Below are 19081 nucleotides of genomic sequence, written 5' to 3' on the forward strand. Positions count from 1 at the left end.
CTCCATGCTTTATTCTTGTTCTAATACAACTATCTTATGCGCCGGAACACCAAATAATGCCTGCACCGCTTCGGTTATTTTCATTGCAACAGTTGGATCGGAAGCCCCCGTACAACTGACCAGAACCCCCTCAATCTCCGGCTCCAGTGTTTTGCTCACATAGGGATATTCGCCGCTGTCTGCGTTTGTCATAACAGAGGTCTCGCTCCTGCTCTTCTGACTGCTGCCATCTGACTCACTATCGGACTTCGTCACATCCTTCTCTATGATCTTCTCGCCTCCATCTTTTAATGTGATCATGACACTTACCGTTCCGACACCCTTCACCTGAGACAGTATCCCTCGCAGCTTCTCCTCCTGAAATACTATATAGTCTTCATAGCCGCTGTTCGCCGATAATATTTCTCCGGAAGTTTCCTGTCCATTATCCGTAGCAGCCTCCCCGTTCTGTTGTTTTCCAGTCACTCCACCGGGCGTTTTATCCTGCTTCGTTCCGGTTAAAGCATCAAGTCCGGAAAATCCGTTTTCCTTATCAGACGGCCAGAGAATGACCAGCAGACAAATACCTGCAAGCAAAATCCCCATGCACTTTCGAAGTGCCGCATTTTTGTCTTTTTTCAGTTCCTGCAGCTTTTGTTTGATGTTATTCCATATTCCTTCCATGCTCTCTCACTCCATTATATGTAACATGTCCGCTTTTAGTACATGTTATTTTGTCTGATATCCATTTACAAATATTTCTATCCTGTCCTCACTGATCTTATACTCTTTTGCGATCTCCTGACGGAGTTTTGCTACATCCACGGTTGTATCTGCTACACTGTCTGATGTTGTAGAGACAACATCAACCTCAACCGCTGTGATCGTATAGTTCCCATCAAAGGTAATCGTTACCTTATTGCCCAATTGAAATGTATCACGCAAATGATCTTCGATCATAGTCTCCATGACATCTGTATAATATGTAACATCGCCATTTCCCGGTGCGCCTGCAATAGATTCATAGTAATAATCAAAGCTTAGAATGTCGTTCAAGCCTCCCGCACTTAATACAGGTGTCAGGACAATGATCGCCAGTACAAAACCAACCGCCGTCTGCATATATTTTCTGTATTTCTCATCCGGAAGCAAGAAAAATACCAGCGAGGAGAATAATATAAAAAGGACGATATTTTTGATCCAAGCTAACAACATCCAGCACTCCTTTCCACCAATTTCTGAAAAACGGTTATGCATGTACCCGGATGGACAACCAGCTTTTCACCTCGCAAGCAACGTCATAAGTGTGAGGGAGATGATAAATAAAAAGGAAGCACACCAGATGCCACGCAGCATCAAACCGATGGTCTGTGCCATAATGTTAATGCCGTCGGAAAACCTTTTATCTCCCAAGGGCTGCACAAATGCGGATACGATACGGAGAGTCAGATAGATCACCGCGATCTTGGTAACCGGCAGAAGCACTGCCAGCAATACGACGACCGCGCCCGCAATTCCGATAGCATTTTTCAAAACCATACCCGAACCGAGCAGGATATCCGAGACATTCTTAACCGTATTTCCCCCCGGCAGCATCCCGAACGCTTTTAAGACGGCATTTCGTTCCAACTTGTCCACAGAGGGAACGATCACACCCTTTATCACATTCATTCCGGTTACAACTGCAAACATGGTTTTCAGGATCCATCCTGCAATATTCCTCAACAACGTAACTGTCCTTGAAAAATGATCCTCGGCATTTAACTTATTCACCAGTCCGACCACCCCACTGCATTTGGCAAGCGGAAATACGATCTGAATGATCACCTTCTCGCACAGAAAAATGATCAGCACCGTGATCTGATAGGTAAATTCCGCCGTGCCTGCACCATTTGTATAGGAGACAGCCAACGTATAAGCAGGTATAAAGGTGATCATCAGATCCGTAAGATCCAAGACTGCCGACACCGCTATATCGGAAACGATCGCAAACATTCCGAGCAGGATGGATACCACCATCAGATAGGTGACAAAGAAGCCGTTTCCACCTACCATCTTTTCAAACTTTCCGGACAGATTCGTGAATACCGAACCAAGAATGACAACGGCAAGAAGCTGAAGGAGCAGGCGGTTATTGCTTTTTATCTCCCCTGTAAGTGTCTGCTGTATTGTTTCCAGACTGTAGTCAAGAAGCCCCTGAAGGTCTCCGTTTCGGATATAGGATACGACCTCCCGAAAAGAGAGTCCTGCCTGTTCTTCTGTCAGCATGTCCATCTCGTCAAAAGCGTTTTCATCAAGTCCCAGATCCGTCTCATCGACATCTAAGGTAGCTGCCCTGCTGGTCTGCCCGCCAAAACACACCACAGATAATAGGATCGTGAACGCCATTACGCCTGCTATAATCATTTTCGCTTTTTGTCCTCTCATAGTTCTACCCCATCAGACGAACAACCATATCGATCACATGGAACAGGATTGGCAGACTCATCACCACCATTGTCACCCGTCCGGCAAGCTCAATATGCGAAGCAATCGCACCATAGCCTGCGTCCTTACAGATATTTGTCGCAAATTCACAGATATAGGAAATGCCAAGCATCTTAAGCAGGATCGATATATACTCCATATTGATATTGATGTATCCGGTAATGCGGTCGATGGAATCCAGTACATTTCCAAGTCTTCCTATGATAAAGCTGACAATAAATAAACACGCTCCAATACTTAAGAGCGTGCTGTATTCTGCATTCATTTTCTTTAGTTTTATCGCTACTAAAACGACCAGAACCGATGCCATACATACCGTAACAAGACTCATGCCTTTTCTCCCCTATCCACCGATATTTACAAGCTTCATAATGTCATTAAAGAATTCTACGATATATGGAATGATCCAAGAAAGTACAAGAATCAGTCCTGCCAGATTCAGCAGGAATGCCAGCTCGTCCTTCCCCGAATGCTTTAATATCTGATTCAACAGTGCTACAAGGATTCCTACCGCACCTATCTTCAATAATAACTGTATCGTCATAAGCTCCTGCCACCCTTACCCTATCAGTATTATCAAAAAGATCCCTCCGAGTAATCCAAGTGATCTGGATACTTTATTTATCCTGCGTGCCCTGTCCTTTTGTTCCTCATACTCTGCCTGCATGTTCTGTTCCCACAGCTTCAGATTCCTGATCTGCATATCGACATCCATATAACACAGCCATTTTCCAAGCTCTTTTACCGCACCGATCTGTGCGTCCGTCAGATAGCTGTGTTCCATCAGACTTCCGATACTGCCTGTCCAGATCTGCTCAAAAGAAGAAGCATATTCTTCCGTCCGGAACTGCAAAGCCAGCCCGGCAAGCCAGTCTCCGATCCTTCCCCCTGCTTTATCCGATCCTTCCCGAATGATCTCGGTGATCTCCGATGCACTGTATGCCAGATGCCCATTTGCCATCCGGACAAATATCAGAAGCTCGTAGATATCTTCCACTCGCCGGTTCTGATAAACTCCTATCGTCTTTCCTATCCCATAGGAAGCTGCGACCACCAGAAGCATTCCAAGAATCTTTATATATAACATATGTACGCCTCCCTGCACTTATGACAGTTCTGCTACAGCCGCTTCATTTTCATATGCCGATGTCAGGCGTTCATCCTCTGCCATAAAGAGAACACTTCCCCGATCGTCAAATATCGTCCGGATCTCCCCTGTCCGTTTGCGATTGCTCAGCACGATATATCGTTCAAATATCCTCTCATCGACCAGCTTCCGAAGTCCCGGACGATTTCTGATATCATCAATGGAATTGCCATGTACGGTTGCGATCAGCTTACAGCCGCAGTTGATCACGCTGTAGATCGCATCGATATCATCCCGGCTGCCGATCTCATCCACCGCTATGATCTGCGGTGACATCGAACGGATCAGCATCAGCATTCCATATGATTTTGGACAACAGTCAAGAATATCCGTCCGTATGCCGATATCATTTTGTGGTACGCCTTTATAACAGGCTCCGATCTCAGATCGTTCATCTACGACACCGATAGTATTTCCTTTGAATCCTGGAAATCCATCCGACAACATCCGGATCATATCTCTAAGAAGTGTGGTTTTGCCACATCGCGGTGGGGAAATGATCAGTGTATGAAATGTCTCATTTCCATTTATTATGTACGGAAGAACCTTCTTACAGCATCCCTTAACCTGATGTGACAAACGGATATTGATAAATGATATATGTCTGACACTCTTGATCATTCCAGATTCCAGAATGACTTTTCCTGCAAGCCCTACACGATGTCCCCCTTGAATCGTTATAAATCCCTGCCGGATCTCATCCTCATATGCATAGAGTGAATAGTTACTGATATATTCCAGCGTTTCCCTTATATCGGCAGGTGCTACCATATATGCTTTCTTACATTCTGTGGTTCGCTTTCCCTTCTCCGTCACAAAATATTCCCGATTATCATAGATCACGATCAAGGGTTCATTCATCCTAAGCCTTATCTCCTGAAGCTTGTTATAATCATATATCTCACTCGAAAATATTCTCCTTAACGCTACGGATAATATCTTCAATATTTCATTCTCTCTGCTTTTTTCCAAACCGATTCACCTCATGCATATGTCATCTGTAACCATTTTCACCTGTCAGTTCCATCATCTGCCAATACTCGAAAAGCATCTGCTTTTCTGATATGATCTGATACCTAAAGTAGGCTGTTACACACTTCTGATAGTTATAATGTATGCATGACAAATGAAAATTAGAACAAAAAAATACCACATTTCTTTCTGAATTTTTCAGAGTGAAATGTGGTATCTGCTTTTACAGATTATCGTATAAATCTTCGGTAAAGGTCAGGCTTCCCCGATATCCCGCATATGTCCGGTTAAATACCAGCCGTTCATTCATCGGGAAGGAGGTCAGGATGAACTGACAGTCCTTTGTCAAGACCACTTCGCGATCATTGCTGCTGCCAAGAATCAATGTGATCTCCTTTTCTTCATGTCGCAAATGTCTATCATATATTAAATAACGTACTGGTCTACCATCAGGTTGTTTTGCCAGTCAACGAGATCGGCTAAGGTGATTCCCTCAAGTACATCCTGTATTGCCTGATCAAGTTTCTCCCAGATCAGTACGCTGACACACATACTTCTGTTTTCGCAGTAAGCTGCGTTATCGCCGACACAGTCTGCAGGTGCCAGACTTCCTTCTACTGTTTCTAAGATCTGCCGGACCGTATAATTCTCCGGTGAAGCATATAACATGTATCCCCCACGCGCTCCACGGACACTTTTTACCAGTGATGCCTTATTTAATATTGCAACGATCTGCTCCAGATATTTGTCTGAAATATGCTGTCTTCTTGCAATATCCTTTATCTTAACCAGCTCACCATTATAATAGGTGGCCAGATCCAACATCAGTTTTATCGCATATCTTCCTTTTGTTGATATCTTCATCTTGACCTCCCTGTCGTTGTTATCTGATTCAAATGATTCCATACATCTGTACATCATCTGAATCTCATCTACTTTTTCTGCAAACATGATAAATTATCATTTTACATTATAGTATACTATTTCTATAGGTTTTATCAAGTAAAAATTTATTTTTTATGGCAATCCATCCGGTGTTCCACATCCACAGCCACCATGGCCACCATGTCCACCACAACAGCCTGCTTCTGTATGATCACCTTTGATGTTACGCCCGGTCGCTCCTCCACATCATTGATCGTCCGCTCACAAAAACGGCATCCGATGTTTTATCCCGGACTCACCGGCATATGAATCCGCCCGGCATTATTTTTCTGTCCTCCAAAACACGGATGTGAGTTCTGAAGATCCTTATATGTATTGCTTCCCATTTACTTCGCCTCGTTTATCCTGAACCATAAAAAAGACTTTGTCCAAAACAGCTGCTCTCTTTATATCCCCAAAGAGCCTGCTGTTTCAGGCAAAGTCTTTTTCATTGTATTATATTTTCTCTTTCATCTTCTTAATGATCTCTTCATTTGCAGTACTTACTTTGCGTACTCAAAAAATCCGGAATCCGCGGATTTATTATAGATTGCATAACAGTCAAGTGTTGCTGATCCATCAGCACTTTCCTGCCACCAGGAAAGGAATGCTTCCGGCAATTCTGAGACAGGTGCATCCGGAGTGTAGAAATAGATCTCCGTTCCACTGTCCATGCCGGATGGTTCACCCGCTTTATAACGGATACCATCTTCGATTTTTTCCTCATCTTCTGCTACTTTCACGCTATCCAGAGTCATCGAATATGTATAATCGTTTACCTTCTTGATATCTTTGAACTGTCCGCTGAAATTACAAACATATACGGTCCCATTTGGGTATTCATTCTCATCTCGTTCTCCCATTTCGGAATCAGAAAATGCTCCTGTAAATGATCCATCCTGTGATAATGTTAATGTTGTACTCCATCCACCGGCTCCACTGCTAAAGATCATGTCTATCGGATATGTACCCGGCAGAGCGGATACAGCTTCTTCCTGTAATTCTGCTGTAGAAGTACCTTCCTCTGTAGCACCGGCATCTTCTTCGGAAGAAGCCGCTTCAGTGGTCTGTGTCTCAGTCTTAGCTTCTGTGCTGGCTGCCTCTGTTGTCTGCGCTTCCATCCCGGCTTCTGTACTGGCTGCCTCTGTTGCCTGTGCTTCCGTCTTCTCTGTCGTTGCTTCGGTTGATACCTCGGTTGTTCCTTTGTTCTTTTCTGTTGACTCTGAGTCTGCGCCATTGCATCCTGCCAGCAAACTAACTGCAAATGTTGCTGCAAGTGCTACCGTCATAATCTTTCCCGACTTGGTTCTATTCTTTCTCATACCTTACAATCCCCCTGCATTCATCTGTAAATACATTTCCGGAATTCTTATTGTGAATCTCATCACAACGCTTTTCTTCGGCTGTTTTTCGAATATACAAAGTATATGTCCGTTATCTGATTTTGTCAGCTTAATTATTCTTTATAGATGTTGCATTTCATTTACGATTGTTACGGTTCTTTAACCAATCTTTGAACTCCGGCAAAGTCTTTCTTCCGGCTTCTGTAACCGGCTTCACCCATTTGCCTGATCTGGTATAGACAAGCTCGATTGCCAGGCGCACCAGCTCATCCGTATATACAAATGAAAATACAGCAAGGAAAGGCAGATGTAAGACCATGCCTGCGATCCATGTCGCCGGAACGCTGACTAAGAATAAACCGCCAATCTCCACATAGGTTCCGACTCTCGTCTCGCCTGCTGCCCGGTATCCCTCATTCATAATATAGTTACAGGTTCGAACCGCACCGAAGAACAAGTAAATGTATAACATATACATGCCATACCGAAGTGCCTGATCACCCAATCCAAATAAGCCAAACAATGGTTCATGTAATAACGCACAGATCAACACGATCCCGAAAGTAACTGCCGGGCAAAACAATGCCGACCGCTTCATAAACCGATATGCCCCCTTATGGTCACCGGCACCGACAGACTGTCCGATCACAACGCTGGTTGCATTTGATAAGCCGCCAAAAAATGCATAGACAAAGCCCTCGCATACACGGAACGCTGCCATGGCGGCGATCGCAGATTCATTCTGGTGTCCGATCACGATATTGATCAGCATTTGTCCAACTCCATAAAACAATTCGTTACAGAGGATTGGAAATGCATTTGCCAGATACACCCTGATAAATCCGCCATGGAATAAGAACATCTGACTCAGACGGATCCGCACCTTACATTCCGAACGCATCAGATAGATAAACAGCAGTAATAAATTGATGATTGCAGATGCAAGTGTTCCGACTGCCGCACCGGCAGCCCCCATTTTCGGTGCGCCGAATTTACCATATATCAACACGAAGTTCAAGCAGAAGTTCACTACCAGTCCTACGACGGAACAGATAAGCGGCGCTTTCACCCGCTCTGTCGAACGGAGCAGGAAGCTGATAAGTACAGCAAATACCTGAAGCGGATATGCCCATCCGACAATCCGCATATACGGCTTTCCGATTCGGATAAATACTTCTTTATCTGTATATACCCCCAATAAGAATTCCGGTCTGATGATACACAGGGCTGCAAATGCAAAGCCCACGATTGCCATGCAGATGAAAGTGATACCGAATGTACGATTAATTCCCTTTTCATCATCCGCCCCCCAATACTGGGAGAAGAACAGGATCGACGCACTGGCAAATCCCCAGTAGCAGCTGAAGAACAGGGAACTGATCTGGGAACAGATACCAACTGCTGCCACGCACGACTCTCCTAGCCTTCCGATCATGATCGTATCGACCATACTGGCTGTTGTAGTTAATAAATTCTGTAATGCGATGGGAAATGCAATCGTCAGCATCACATACAGAAATGATCTTTTATTTTTCATATGTATCTAATATTGCTCAGGAAACCTTAATCGTTATCTTCTTCGATTTTCCTCTATATTTTGAAGTTCCTTTTGCCTTTACCGTAATTGTATAGGTTCCCTTTGGCGTTCCTTTCCTTACTGTTACCTTTCCTTTTTTGCTAACAGTAATATATGCTTTCGAAGCCTTTGATCTGGAATATGTCACCTTACCCTTTGCATTCTTTACCCCGATTATAAAGGAATGCTTTTTGTTAAGCTTTCCGGTTGATTTTTTTGCTTTGTAGGTTTTTGAAGCCACCTTTACCTTCATTGGATTCGACTTTTTAATCATTAATTTCGCTACATTGGATTTCGCTGAATTGCTGGTTGCTGTTGCTTTTGCACTTGCAATTACATAATAGGTTCCAACCTTGGAAGGATATGTAGATAACCGCTTCGTACACTTCGAATCTGAATAATATTTATAGGTAATCTTCCCTGCCGCGCCTTTTACGCTTGCAGCACCTATCTTTTTTCCCTTTCCAGTATAGGTAACTGTCTTATTCTTCAGTGTCAATGTTGGTGTGGTCTTTGTAACCTGTGACTTACTCTGCACCGTCAAGGTAAGTGACGTTTCATGATATTTTGTTTTTGCTGTGATAGTTACTTTACCACCGCCCACAAATGTAATCTTTCCATTTTTATCTACCGTTGCTACACTCTTCTTATCTGAGCTCCATGTGATATTCCCGCTTGTAAATGGACAATACATGCTAAAACCGGGATTTACCAGAACGACCTTCGCATTTACGCTCTTGCCTGCAGTATAAGTATCCTTGTCCATCTGTATAACAAATTTATAAGAATATGTCTCACCATCACCCCAAACAATACCGTCCGTCGTAATTGCTTCTGTAAATTTCTTTTTCGGAATATTGATATTCTGTGTTATGGTACGGTCTGCCTGCTTCTCTGCCGTCTGAGCATCTGTATTTGAACCAAAGCACTGTACCCAGGTATAAATACCATTTATATAAAAGCAGCCAACTCCTATCGTAGTTGCTTTTTTACTTAAAATATTCTCCTTGTGTCCCGATGAATTCATCCAGTCATTCATGACTGCTGTTGCAGAAGACTGATTGATTGCAACATTTTCTGCATTCATATTCTTATTTGCTGAAAAGCAGCTTGCACCATCCGGCCTGGTATGTGAAAACAATACTGCCTGCTCACCGGCACGAATCATAGCCGTTTCTAACAATCCGGTATCCATCGTCAATGCATCAAGACCATTCTTTGCACGTTCTGCATTTACCTTGTCTAATACCTCAAATGCCTTCGTATAATCTCTTTTTCCTTTAATCTGAATTGTTTCTGCATAACGGAATCCATTGTAACCAAACCGCACCAGTTGATTATTGTTGCAGGTGATCACAACATCCTTTGCAAATGCATTTTCATCTACAAACTGCGTAGATGCAGGCAGCGTTATCTGTTTCAGGGATGGACAATTTGCAAATGCCTGACGATATATCTCTTTTACTTTTGGAAGATATACATCTGTTAATGCATAGCATTGTGCAAAATCAGCATATGTCACATATTCCAGTCCCATACCACGAAATGTTACAAGCTTCTGGCAACTGTTAAAGACCGATCCGTCCCAGCTTTTTATCGTTGCCGGAACTGTCACCTCGACCAGACTGTTACAACCTAAAAATGTCCGCATACCAAGTGATGTCAGGCCACCAAAATCAATGGAAGTAATCCCTGTACATTTTTCAAACATTGAATAAGCGCTTTCTTTCATGCCTTTGCCAAACTTTACTGTTGTTATCTTGGTACAGCCCTGAAATGCAAAATTACCTGCTTCACTGATCTTATCCGAAAGTGTCAAGGTTCCGGATAAGCCGGACATATAAAATGCACCTTCTCCTAATGTTGTTACATTGGAAAAGTTTACCGTGTTCAAGCTGACATTATTATAAAATGCATAATCTCCGATCTCCTTCACATTCGAAGGTATCGTAAATGAGCCTGTTCCTCCATTAAACGGATACATCACTAATTCGGACTGATCCTTGGAATATACAACTCCATTCCGTGCAACATAGGCTGTGTTACCTGCTGCAACCGTATAACTCTCTATCGTTGTATTTCCAAAAAATACGAGCGGCGATATAGAGGTTACACCTGCAGGTATTGTAAATGTTGTCGGACAGTTATTTTGAAATGCATAGCTTCCTAAATCCGTTACCCCCGGTATCTCAATCCGGGTAACAGCTTTACAGTCACAATATGCTCCAGATCGAATCGTCTTCACAGAAGATGGCAAAACCACCTCTTGCAGTTTCGTACATCCATAAAATGCAGCCTCTCCAATCTCTTTCAGAGTATTCGGATAGGTTACATCTGTAATATCATACATTTCCACAAAATTCTGGCTTCCGATTTTTGTAATACCACTTTTTATTACAACCTTTTCAACATCTAAAGTATACCATGGTGCCTTATCAGAAGAACTGGCGTCCGGCATATCTCCTTTTCCTGATATCGTAAGTGTTGTGCCAGAAAGCGTCCATGTTATATTCTCCCAGGTTCCACTTTGTGAAGTATCATTTGATGTACTCTGCAATGCAAGTTCCTCATCACTTGTATATAATTCCGGTCCTGCATTTTCCGACACCTCATATCCCGTTGCAGGCGTAATATCCCCTGTGCTTTCTTCAATAGCTGCAGTAGCAGTTGTCATATTTTCTGCATATACATACCTGCCTGTTGTACCTAACATGCCGCAAATAGCCCCTATTCCTAATAATACCGCAATCCTGCTTCTCCCTTTTTTTCTCATAATACCCTCTCTTTCTGCAATTACTATTCTTCGTGTAGTTATTTTTTCTCAAAAGCTTCAGCTCATCTCAACTTGCACAAATACTTATTCATCCTATCTGGAAATAATCATCTCCCACCATTTCCTATTATCTAAATACCAACGGATTGTCTCCTTTATCCCATCCTCAAACTTTGTTTCCGGCAACCAGCCTAATTCATTATGTATCTTTGTTGGATCAATAGCATAACGCAAGTCATGACCTTTGCGGTCTGTTACATGCGTGATCAGACTTTCCGGCTTGCCTAGTTTCTTGCAAATAAGCTTTACAATGTCAATATTCTTCATTTCATTATGTCCGCCAACATTATAAACTTCTCCAACGCGACCCTTATGAATGATCAGATCAATTGCCCGGCAGTGATCCTTTACATACAGCCAGTCACGTACATTCACACCCTCCCCATAAACAGGTAAAGGCTTGTCTGATAATGCATTAATAATCATAAATGGAATCAGCTTCTCTGGAAATTGATATGGTCCATAATTATTCGAACAACGGCTGATCGTAACAGGAAGTCCGTATGTCCTATAATATGCAAGCACTAACAAATCAGCAGATGCTTTTGAACTGCTGTACGGCGAACTCGTACGAATCGGAGTCTCCTCTGTAAAAAATAAATCCGGTCTGTTCAACGGAAGATCTCCATATACTTCATCTGTACTTACCTGGTGATACCTTGCAATACCATATTTACGGCAGGCATCCATCAGCACCGCCGTTCCTTTGACATTCGTATCTAAGAAAATCTCCGGATTCTCGATGGAACGGTCTACATGACTTTCGGCTGCGAAGTTCACTACCATATCCGGATGTTCTTCTTCAAATAGCCTATAGACTGCCTCTCTGTCGCAGATATCAATCTTACAAAAACGGAAATGCGGATTATCCATCGCCGAAGCTAGTGTAGATAAATTTCCCGCATATGTAAGCTTGTCCATACATACGATACGATTCTCCGGATAACTGTCCAGCATATAAAATATAAAATTGCTTCCAATAAATCCGGCTCCTCCGGTTACGATAATTGTCATGGTGTTTATCTCTTATCTATCCTATCTATGGTCTCAAATCTGCCCATGTTCGATGATTTTATATTAATCCTAATCATATTCCAAGTCAACTTATCGCATAAAATCGGAGTTAAATTACCAAAAGTTACACCCAGACATGCTGTTTATTACATCAAAGGTTTTTTTCACCCTTTTTCTGTTATGCTTTTCCTGTCGACAAAACAGGCGCCAGCTCTTTCCTACCCGCACGGAAAAGGAATGTCTTGCTGAGCTTCGGAAGCATCCGCGAAGCTACTTTGCTTATCAGAACATGTCGCCAGAATGGAAGAACCGCTTTCTGGGGTTTATGGAGGGTACGAAAACTCTGCCTTTAACCTATGATCCGTTTTTCAAGAAGCTGTTCAATCCGGATATCTATCCGGAACGGTTATCCAGTCTGATCAGCAGTATCATCGACATAAGGGTGACGGTTCAGTGTATCCTGTCAAATGAAGACAGCATGCTAGCCTATACGCATCTTCTTCTCTCTAAATTTGGGTATAAAAATACCCTGCCGGTTTTCACCAGTAGGGCTGACATCGAGTTGTTTACTTGTAAAGGTCCTCCAAGGTGATCAGCTGAACTTCACCTCGCTCCCGTGCTTGGAGCAGTCCATCCGTAAATCCACCTTTAGAGAAAATATAGTAGTGATAGGTGTTTCCTTTTCCGAAAACTGATGCATAATCCCTAATCAGCTCAAGCTCATCCACACCAATCTTCTCATTCCTATATTTGCAGGAGCCAATAATATACTCTTTTCCTTCTACGGGAGTTCCAACGATGCCGATCTGTATCTGCTTTTTCTTCTTGGAATCAGTTCCCCACCACTGACCAATTTCATTTAGTTCAATGGGGAGCTTGTCGGCATAGTACAACAGATAGTCCTGACACATCTTTTCAAATATCAAACCCATGTAATCGGGAAGATATTGTTTTACGGCGTGTGGATAGGTCTTTGCAATTCTGTCTGAATCAATTGCACTCATATTGACCGGGACAAAACGATACCAGAACCGGAAGAAGTTATCTGCCAGCAGGTAGATTGTTTTCTTACCAGGTTTTTCACTAATTGGAGTCTCCTTTTTTACAATGCCTAGGTCAATCAAGGTTTTGAGATATTTCGATACAACAGAATTATCCTCCCCGACCTTCATCGTAATATCATTCAGTCGTGATGCTCCCTCAGCAATTGCCTTAATGATGGCATTATAAATGGCCGGCTCTCGCAGTTCCTGTTTGAGAAGATTTGCCGGCTCCTCATACAGATAGCTGGAACGGTCAAACAGATTGTCGAGCAATGCTTCATCTACACTGTCTCTTACATCCAGCTTGTTAATATAATGCGGAACACCACCTGTGATACCGTAAATCAGCGAATTATCCTCATCCGACAGATTCGGATGGAACACAGCTGTTTCCTTATAATCCAACGGTGCAATCTTAAATTGAGCTGTTCTTCTCCCATACAATGGGCTTTCTTTCCCAAGCACCTGACTTTCCATAAAGCTCATTGAAGAACCGCAGAGAATCAGGTACATCTTGGATTCCATCCACTTATGATCAATAATGTGCTGTAGCATAGCCGAAATAGCTGGTTTTGCCTTTGCTAGATAAGGATATTCATCAATAACAAAAACCATTCGTTTTTCTTTGGAAAGTGCTGTCAGCTCGTCCAGCGCAGCATCATATGACCGAAATTCCGGTGCAGATTCCATATCCGGTCTCTCAAAAGTCATGATCGATTTTGAAAGTGCCTCCAGATTTTCCTTCCCTGTCGTGTTGAGTGCCGAGAAGAAAATGGTCGGTTTTTCTTTACAGAACTCATTGATCAAGGCGGTTTTACCAACTCGCCGTCTTCCGTAGATGACAATGCATTCAAACTTGTCACCTTCATATCGCTTATTCAGCTTTCTAAGCTCATTCTCACGGCAATAAAACTGACTCATTCGCCCACCTCCAATTTATTATACTCGTGAGTTACTAACTCGTAAGTTACTTTCTTACGAGTATAATAACTTACTGGGTGATCGAAGTCAAGCGAAATGGCGTGAACGCCATGGCTTAAAGGCTTCACAGTAAGGAGGCTCTCATGAATAATTATTGTGCATTTAGCAACAATTTATGGATATATACTGCATATTTTCTCCACGTATTATCCTTTAAGCTGCAATGCATTCCAAATGTCCACATAAACATCTCCTGCACCAGTAATCATCACAAGCTGTGTTGCACACATATCTAAAAAAACATCCAGTGTATCGCACACGCGAAGCATCGTCCATACCTGCTGCAGACTCCGAAACAGAGAATTAAAAAATACATCTCTGGTTGTATATTTCATACCATCAAACAGCCTCGCCGCTGCCAGCTGGATATTCGCTATCCTTTTATTTAATCGATCCAGATTTTTCTCCTTTGTCTGATCCTTTGCATGATATGTAACCCGTAGTACACTCTCTAAAAAATTCTCAGTCATCATGCGATCTGTCAGGAAATCGTACTCCGGCATACAGATACTCATCGCCATTATCGGTTTCCTGCCAGGTATATAATCCTGTATATGATTTCCCAACTTATCATATAGCGCAATCAGTCCCTTCTCTTTCAAGCGTATCCTATGCCACAAAATCTGCTCCTGTGCATACAGCATACCATCGCCAAGTACACTCAATACACTTACATCATCTGCTTTCTCGTAGTTTCCGGGAAGCGGACATTTCTTGATTTCAACAAACATCACACGCTCCTTCCCTTCCAGGATCATATCGCAATCACGTTCTGTAAGATCTCCATCCTTATAATATTGCCCTGTGATATATGGAAAACGCTTCTCCCGAAACATTTGATAGACCAGCTGTTCCAGATACTCTCCCTGATTCCTGCTAAACTTCGTTCCATACTTTGCAAATAAGATCTGAAACATCACTTCATAAAATCCATATCCCGCCATCCTGCCATCCAGACAGAAATAGGTATCCGCATCCAGCCTGACAAGAGGCTTTCTCCAGCTATTTGTCTCATCCAGATAATACACAAAATCCTGATTCACCATATCAGCATCCAATGCAGTATCCAGCAAGATCTGTTCTAATTTGTAAGTGCTGATTCCCAGACGTTCCGATAATTCCTGCCTTTTAAATATCCGGGGGCCCTTTGCTGCATCCATCACATATATAGCAAATTCCAAATAATTATGAAAAGAATATACTCTCATTTTATCTCTGCCTGTACCATAAAATGGTTCCAGCATGTTTTGCAAAAGAAGCCTTACAAACTCCGGATGATATTGCCTTGGAATACAAAGTTTTTCAAAACATAGATTTTTCGCCAGCCGATATGGAAAATCCTCCAGATCAATAAAGACATCTTCCCAGGTCATATACCCCTGCAGCTGCAGAACTTCCAGATAATCCTGTGCCATTCGGATCAGCTCCTGATATCTGTGCTCTTTATATGCATTTGTGAATATTGATTCTGTCTTCAGAAATTTTAGCGACATCTGAAGTAAATATTGATACGGTATTCTTACTTTGATATGGCGTTTTTCTCCCATTGATATCTTATTTCGATAGATCAGATATCTTCCAAGCTTCTCATGATATCGTGCACGAATCTCCCTGTCAAATAACTGACGGATCACATACATTCCACCAAGCTCTTTTATCCGTCTTTCTAATTCCGCAACCAAACACTGTTCGGAATCCTGTTCAAACTCCGGCTCTCCATTTACGATCTGAAATGAAAAACCTGCATTGATCAGATTTCTCGTTGATTCGATCAATACTGCTGTCTCTTCTGACATTTTCGGTGCATAGGGCTTACCGGACTTCTTCGATGCCCCATAAAGATGTCCGATGGTCTCCATGACCTGTGGCAGGTTGCCCATCTTAAAATAGGTTCCATTTGGCAGATACGCAAGCACATGCCCCAGAATATCCAGTTCAAGCTGCATATCCCGATTATTTATTGCTTCCTCTAGCTGCATATGTACAATGATCCGGCGAAAATCAACACTTTGAAACCATGTCCCTTTCAATGTTTTTTCTCTTGCCTCTTCCCGTTTGTCCGTACAATCCGCCTTTCCATCGTCAATGAAAGCTGCCAGACTTTTTATTGCTGCTTCGCATTCTTCTATTGACCGGTCACTGTTCGTCCATTCACCTCTCCGGAGTCTATCCGCCAGATCGCATGCTGCTTGATATAATTTGTTAAATGTTGTTTTATTTTTTATTTCCATATTAGCCTTGTCCCCCCTGTTTAGTTATTTATAGTCTGAAGACCGTTTACGCAATCGTGATATATGAAAAAAGTCCGGATGCGTGTCTAACTGATGCATTATCCGATATCTACCTACACCATGGCAGAACCGTTCTTGATACCGGAATCGAGTTGAAGCTTTTGCAGGAATTCTATGTGGTTGTCCGTAAACTCTCCGCTGTGGGTACCCCACTATAATTAGCCGCTCGTCTGAGCGGCTTTATTTCTGTATTATTTCCTGCATTCTGCAGGGAGTTCAGCTGACCAGTGCAGAAGTTTTTCACAGAAATCATTGTTCTTATCGTCCATGTGTTCCGGAATCTCTGTAAGAAGATAGTTAAAGTATTCATACAGTCTGAGCTTGTTTTGCCTTTTCCATATGTTCCGTCTTTTTCCCCGAGTATACAACAACATGATGTTCCTCTAGTGCGATCTTTGCCGGAGTGAAGCTGTATCTGTGGTATACTTCATCAGGCAGTTTCTTCCATTCTTCGTCAGGGTATAATGCTCTAAGTTCATCTTCGCTGAGATCGTGGTTGATTATCTCTTTTGGAAGTCCGGACAGATCCTCGGCACGTTTGCCTTTCCGCCTTTTTGATCTCTTCTGTATTACTTCTTCTGTACACTCATTTATTCTTTCTCAATATACGCTAAACAAAATGGACAAAAACCGTGCACCATATCATCTGCACTCACCAGTTCTCCACACCGATCGCATTTTTCAAGTTCATTATCGCAGCCGCAATAACAGCACCGGCCTACTGGTAAAAAGTCCTCATTAATAGACACACCAAATTTCCCACATTGGATACATGCAAAATCTGCAGTCCAGTCATTAAGACCTTTATTCTCATTAATATAGGTGTTTAATTTTTCCGGATACGGATTTAATTCTTCATCAATATAACTAAATAAATTATCACGTAAATCATTCATCTCAGAAGAGTCATATTCAGAATTCTCACTGGCTTCCATAATGCACTCCTCCCCTTCATATCCATTTCCATTATGAAAATAAATATTTCCTGAACAAATCGTCCTTCCTGCACCATCTTTACACGCTACCTCACATGTGCTATCTTCACCCAAATCATCATCTATGGAATATTCAGCAGTAATATCTACACGAAGCGAATTATCTTCTAATACCGGAGATACAATGGTAAAACAAATCCCGTTATCCGTTATAATCTGATAATCAGATATTTCATAGCATACATCCAAATGATACCGTTGATAAACCTCACTATATAAACCATAAATAACTTCATCGAACCAACTTTTTATCTCATCCGCATCAAGGATATCAACACCTGCTTCATTTGCTATACGCTCACGATAATATTCCCTCTCATTCCGTTCTTCTTCCTGCATTGCATCCCAGGTCTCCAATACTTCATCTGATGTTACTTTGCTTTCAAATTCAGCATCTGCCTGACGAATAAAACCATCCATTTTATCAAAATCACCCAATATGATCTGATAAGAACTCCAGGACAGAACCTTGCTATGTGCAACATGATTTCTATCCTCTGTAAAATTATGTATCGCCTGCTTGAATTGCTCCGTATTTTCAATATATGGCACAAATAAGTTGTTCCATATATCTTTTTCTACTGTACGGTTCGACTTAATAAATTCTGCTACATTATTGGCATTTTTGCCATTTTCTGCTATCTCTAAAACTTTTGCATACTGGCTTTTATCTAATACAATCGTATCCTTATATACTTTTCTTTCAAACATTACTTTTTCCAATGTTTCCAGTGTCATTGAAAGAAAGTCCGCATTTATATTCTCAAATTCCGGTACACGTTTAATAAATTTCTGCTTCAAATTTTTTACCGACTCTGCCTCTTTTTCTAATCCGGTACTATTAAGCCAGTCAATTCCCATAAAATGAATCAATACCTTACTGGCAAATGCACGGAGATTATTCTCAACAATAAATGCTCTTTCATATGCTTCTTTACAGAGATACGCTGATTGCATATCAACTAACCAGGTACAAACTTTCCAGTCCTGGATGAGCCTGTTCTTTAATGCTATTTTTAATTCTTCAAGCTTCTGATCATAACCTTCCGTTTCCGGGGCAGTAATGGTACACTCTAATCTTGCAGCTTTTCTTCCATATGTATTAATACCAAATTCGATATGATATTTTGCTCCTTCATCTGTACAAATATCAAAGGTCTCATTTGCTATACGCTCCGATGAACCAAGATACGTTTGAATTCCCCACTTTAGCACTGTTAATGTATCTGCAACAATCTGTTTACAATAGGTATCACCATGATAATATTCTTCCGTTACATCACAAGCAACCTCATTTGAAAAAACATGTGTCCACGTATAGAGTACATCTATATTTGTTATTTGATCCATTGAAAATTTTATAATCATTTTGTATCTCTCCCTTCCGGCAATCTTAATGATATCTATTCTTTTTATCTTCCAATCAATGTATTACTAGGTCTCTGATAAAGTTAAAAAGTCCCCCACCTTATGGTGAAGGACTAACCTTTCAATTC

The 19081-nt window shown here is 41.9% G+C and carries 16 protein-coding genes; all 16 read right to left on the reverse strand.

Features of this window, described 5'->3' with window-relative positions; genetic code table 11:
• Positions 1-9 precede the first annotated feature (9 nt).
• Positions 10-663 (reverse strand): hypothetical protein, encoded by a 654-nt coding sequence (locus DXB77_RS07905; protein WP_117808434.1) that lies wholly within the window; start codon positions 661-663, stop codon positions 10-12.
• 45 nt (positions 664-708) lie between these two features.
• Positions 709-1194, reverse strand: a complete 486-nt coding sequence (locus DXB77_RS07910; protein WP_173783852.1) for a stage III sporulation protein AF — start codon at positions 1192-1194, stop codon at positions 709-711.
• 66 nt (positions 1195-1260) lie between these two features.
• The gene (locus tag DXB77_RS07915) at positions 1261-2406 is read right to left on the reverse strand and encodes a stage III sporulation protein AE (RefSeq protein WP_118662973.1); all 1146 of its coding nucleotides are present in this window, start codon (positions 2404-2406) and stop codon (positions 1261-1263) included.
• 4 nt (positions 2407-2410) lie between these two features.
• Complete coding sequence (locus DXB77_RS07920; protein WP_021944766.1) at positions 2411-2797, reverse strand: SpoIIIAC/SpoIIIAD family protein; 387 nt, start codon at positions 2795-2797, stop codon at positions 2411-2413.
• A 12-nt stretch (positions 2798-2809) separates the two neighbouring features.
• Positions 2810-3010: a stage III sporulation protein AC gene (spoIIIAC, locus tag DXB77_RS07925; protein ID WP_008401466.1), complete on the reverse strand. Its 201-nt coding sequence runs from the start codon at positions 3008-3010 to the stop codon at positions 2810-2812.
• Between the two features lie 15 nt (positions 3011-3025).
• The gene (locus tag DXB77_RS07930; RefSeq protein ID WP_021944767.1) at positions 3026-3553 is read right to left on the reverse strand and encodes a stage III sporulation protein AB; all 528 of its coding nucleotides are present in this window, start codon (positions 3551-3553) and stop codon (positions 3026-3028) included.
• An 18-nt stretch (positions 3554-3571) separates the two neighbouring features.
• Positions 3572-4585, reverse strand: a complete 1014-nt coding sequence (gene spoIIIAA / locus DXB77_RS07935) for a stage III sporulation protein AA (RefSeq protein WP_117785196.1) — start codon at positions 4583-4585, stop codon at positions 3572-3574.
• Positions 4586-4808: 223 nt separating this feature from the next.
• Complete coding sequence (locus tag DXB77_RS12945) at positions 4809-4997, reverse strand: hypothetical protein (protein WP_147353806.1); 189 nt, start codon at positions 4995-4997, stop codon at positions 4809-4811.
• Positions 4998-5011: 14 nt separating this feature from the next.
• Positions 5012-5449, reverse strand: coding sequence for an Rrf2 family transcriptional regulator (locus DXB77_RS07940; protein WP_118663058.1), 438 nt, complete (start codon positions 5447-5449; stop codon positions 5012-5014).
• Between the two features lie 563 nt (positions 5450-6012).
• A complete protein-coding gene (locus tag DXB77_RS07950; RefSeq protein WP_117823470.1) occupies positions 6013-6831 on the reverse strand; it encodes a hypothetical protein in 819 nt (272 codons plus the stop codon).
• A gap of 157 nt (positions 6832-6988) precedes the next feature.
• Complete coding sequence (locus DXB77_RS07955; RefSeq protein ID WP_117823468.1) at positions 6989-8389, reverse strand: MATE family efflux transporter; 1401 nt, start codon at positions 8387-8389, stop codon at positions 6989-6991.
• A gap of 16 nt (positions 8390-8405) precedes the next feature.
• Positions 8406-11201 (reverse strand): leucine-rich repeat protein, encoded by a 2796-nt coding sequence (locus tag DXB77_RS07960; protein WP_118662974.1) that lies wholly within the window; start codon positions 11199-11201, stop codon positions 8406-8408.
• A 93-nt stretch (positions 11202-11294) separates the two neighbouring features.
• Positions 11295-12275: a dTDP-glucose 4,6-dehydratase gene (gene rfbB, locus DXB77_RS07965; RefSeq protein ID WP_118662975.1), complete on the reverse strand. Its 981-nt coding sequence runs from the start codon at positions 12273-12275 to the stop codon at positions 11295-11297.
• A gap of 566 nt (positions 12276-12841) precedes the next feature.
• Positions 12842-14239: an ATP-binding protein gene (locus tag DXB77_RS07975; RefSeq protein ID WP_118662976.1), complete on the reverse strand. Its 1398-nt coding sequence runs from the start codon at positions 14237-14239 to the stop codon at positions 12842-12844.
• Between the two features lie 206 nt (positions 14240-14445).
• Positions 14446-16530 carry a hypothetical protein gene (locus DXB77_RS07980; protein WP_118662977.1) on the reverse strand — a complete coding sequence of 695 codons (2085 nt, stop codon included), beginning with the start codon at positions 16528-16530 and terminating at the stop codon, positions 14446-14448.
• Positions 16531-17180: 650 nt separating this feature from the next.
• Positions 17181-18953 carry a hypothetical protein gene (locus DXB77_RS07990; protein WP_118662979.1) on the reverse strand — a complete coding sequence of 591 codons (1773 nt, stop codon included), beginning with the start codon at positions 18951-18953 and terminating at the stop codon, positions 17181-17183.
• Between the last annotated feature and the right edge of the window lie 128 nt (positions 18954-19081).

This window comes from Clostridium sp. OM05-9 (assembly GCF_003481465.1).
GTDB lineage: Bacteria > Bacillota > Clostridia > Lachnospirales > Lachnospiraceae > Coprococcus > Coprococcus ammoniilyticus.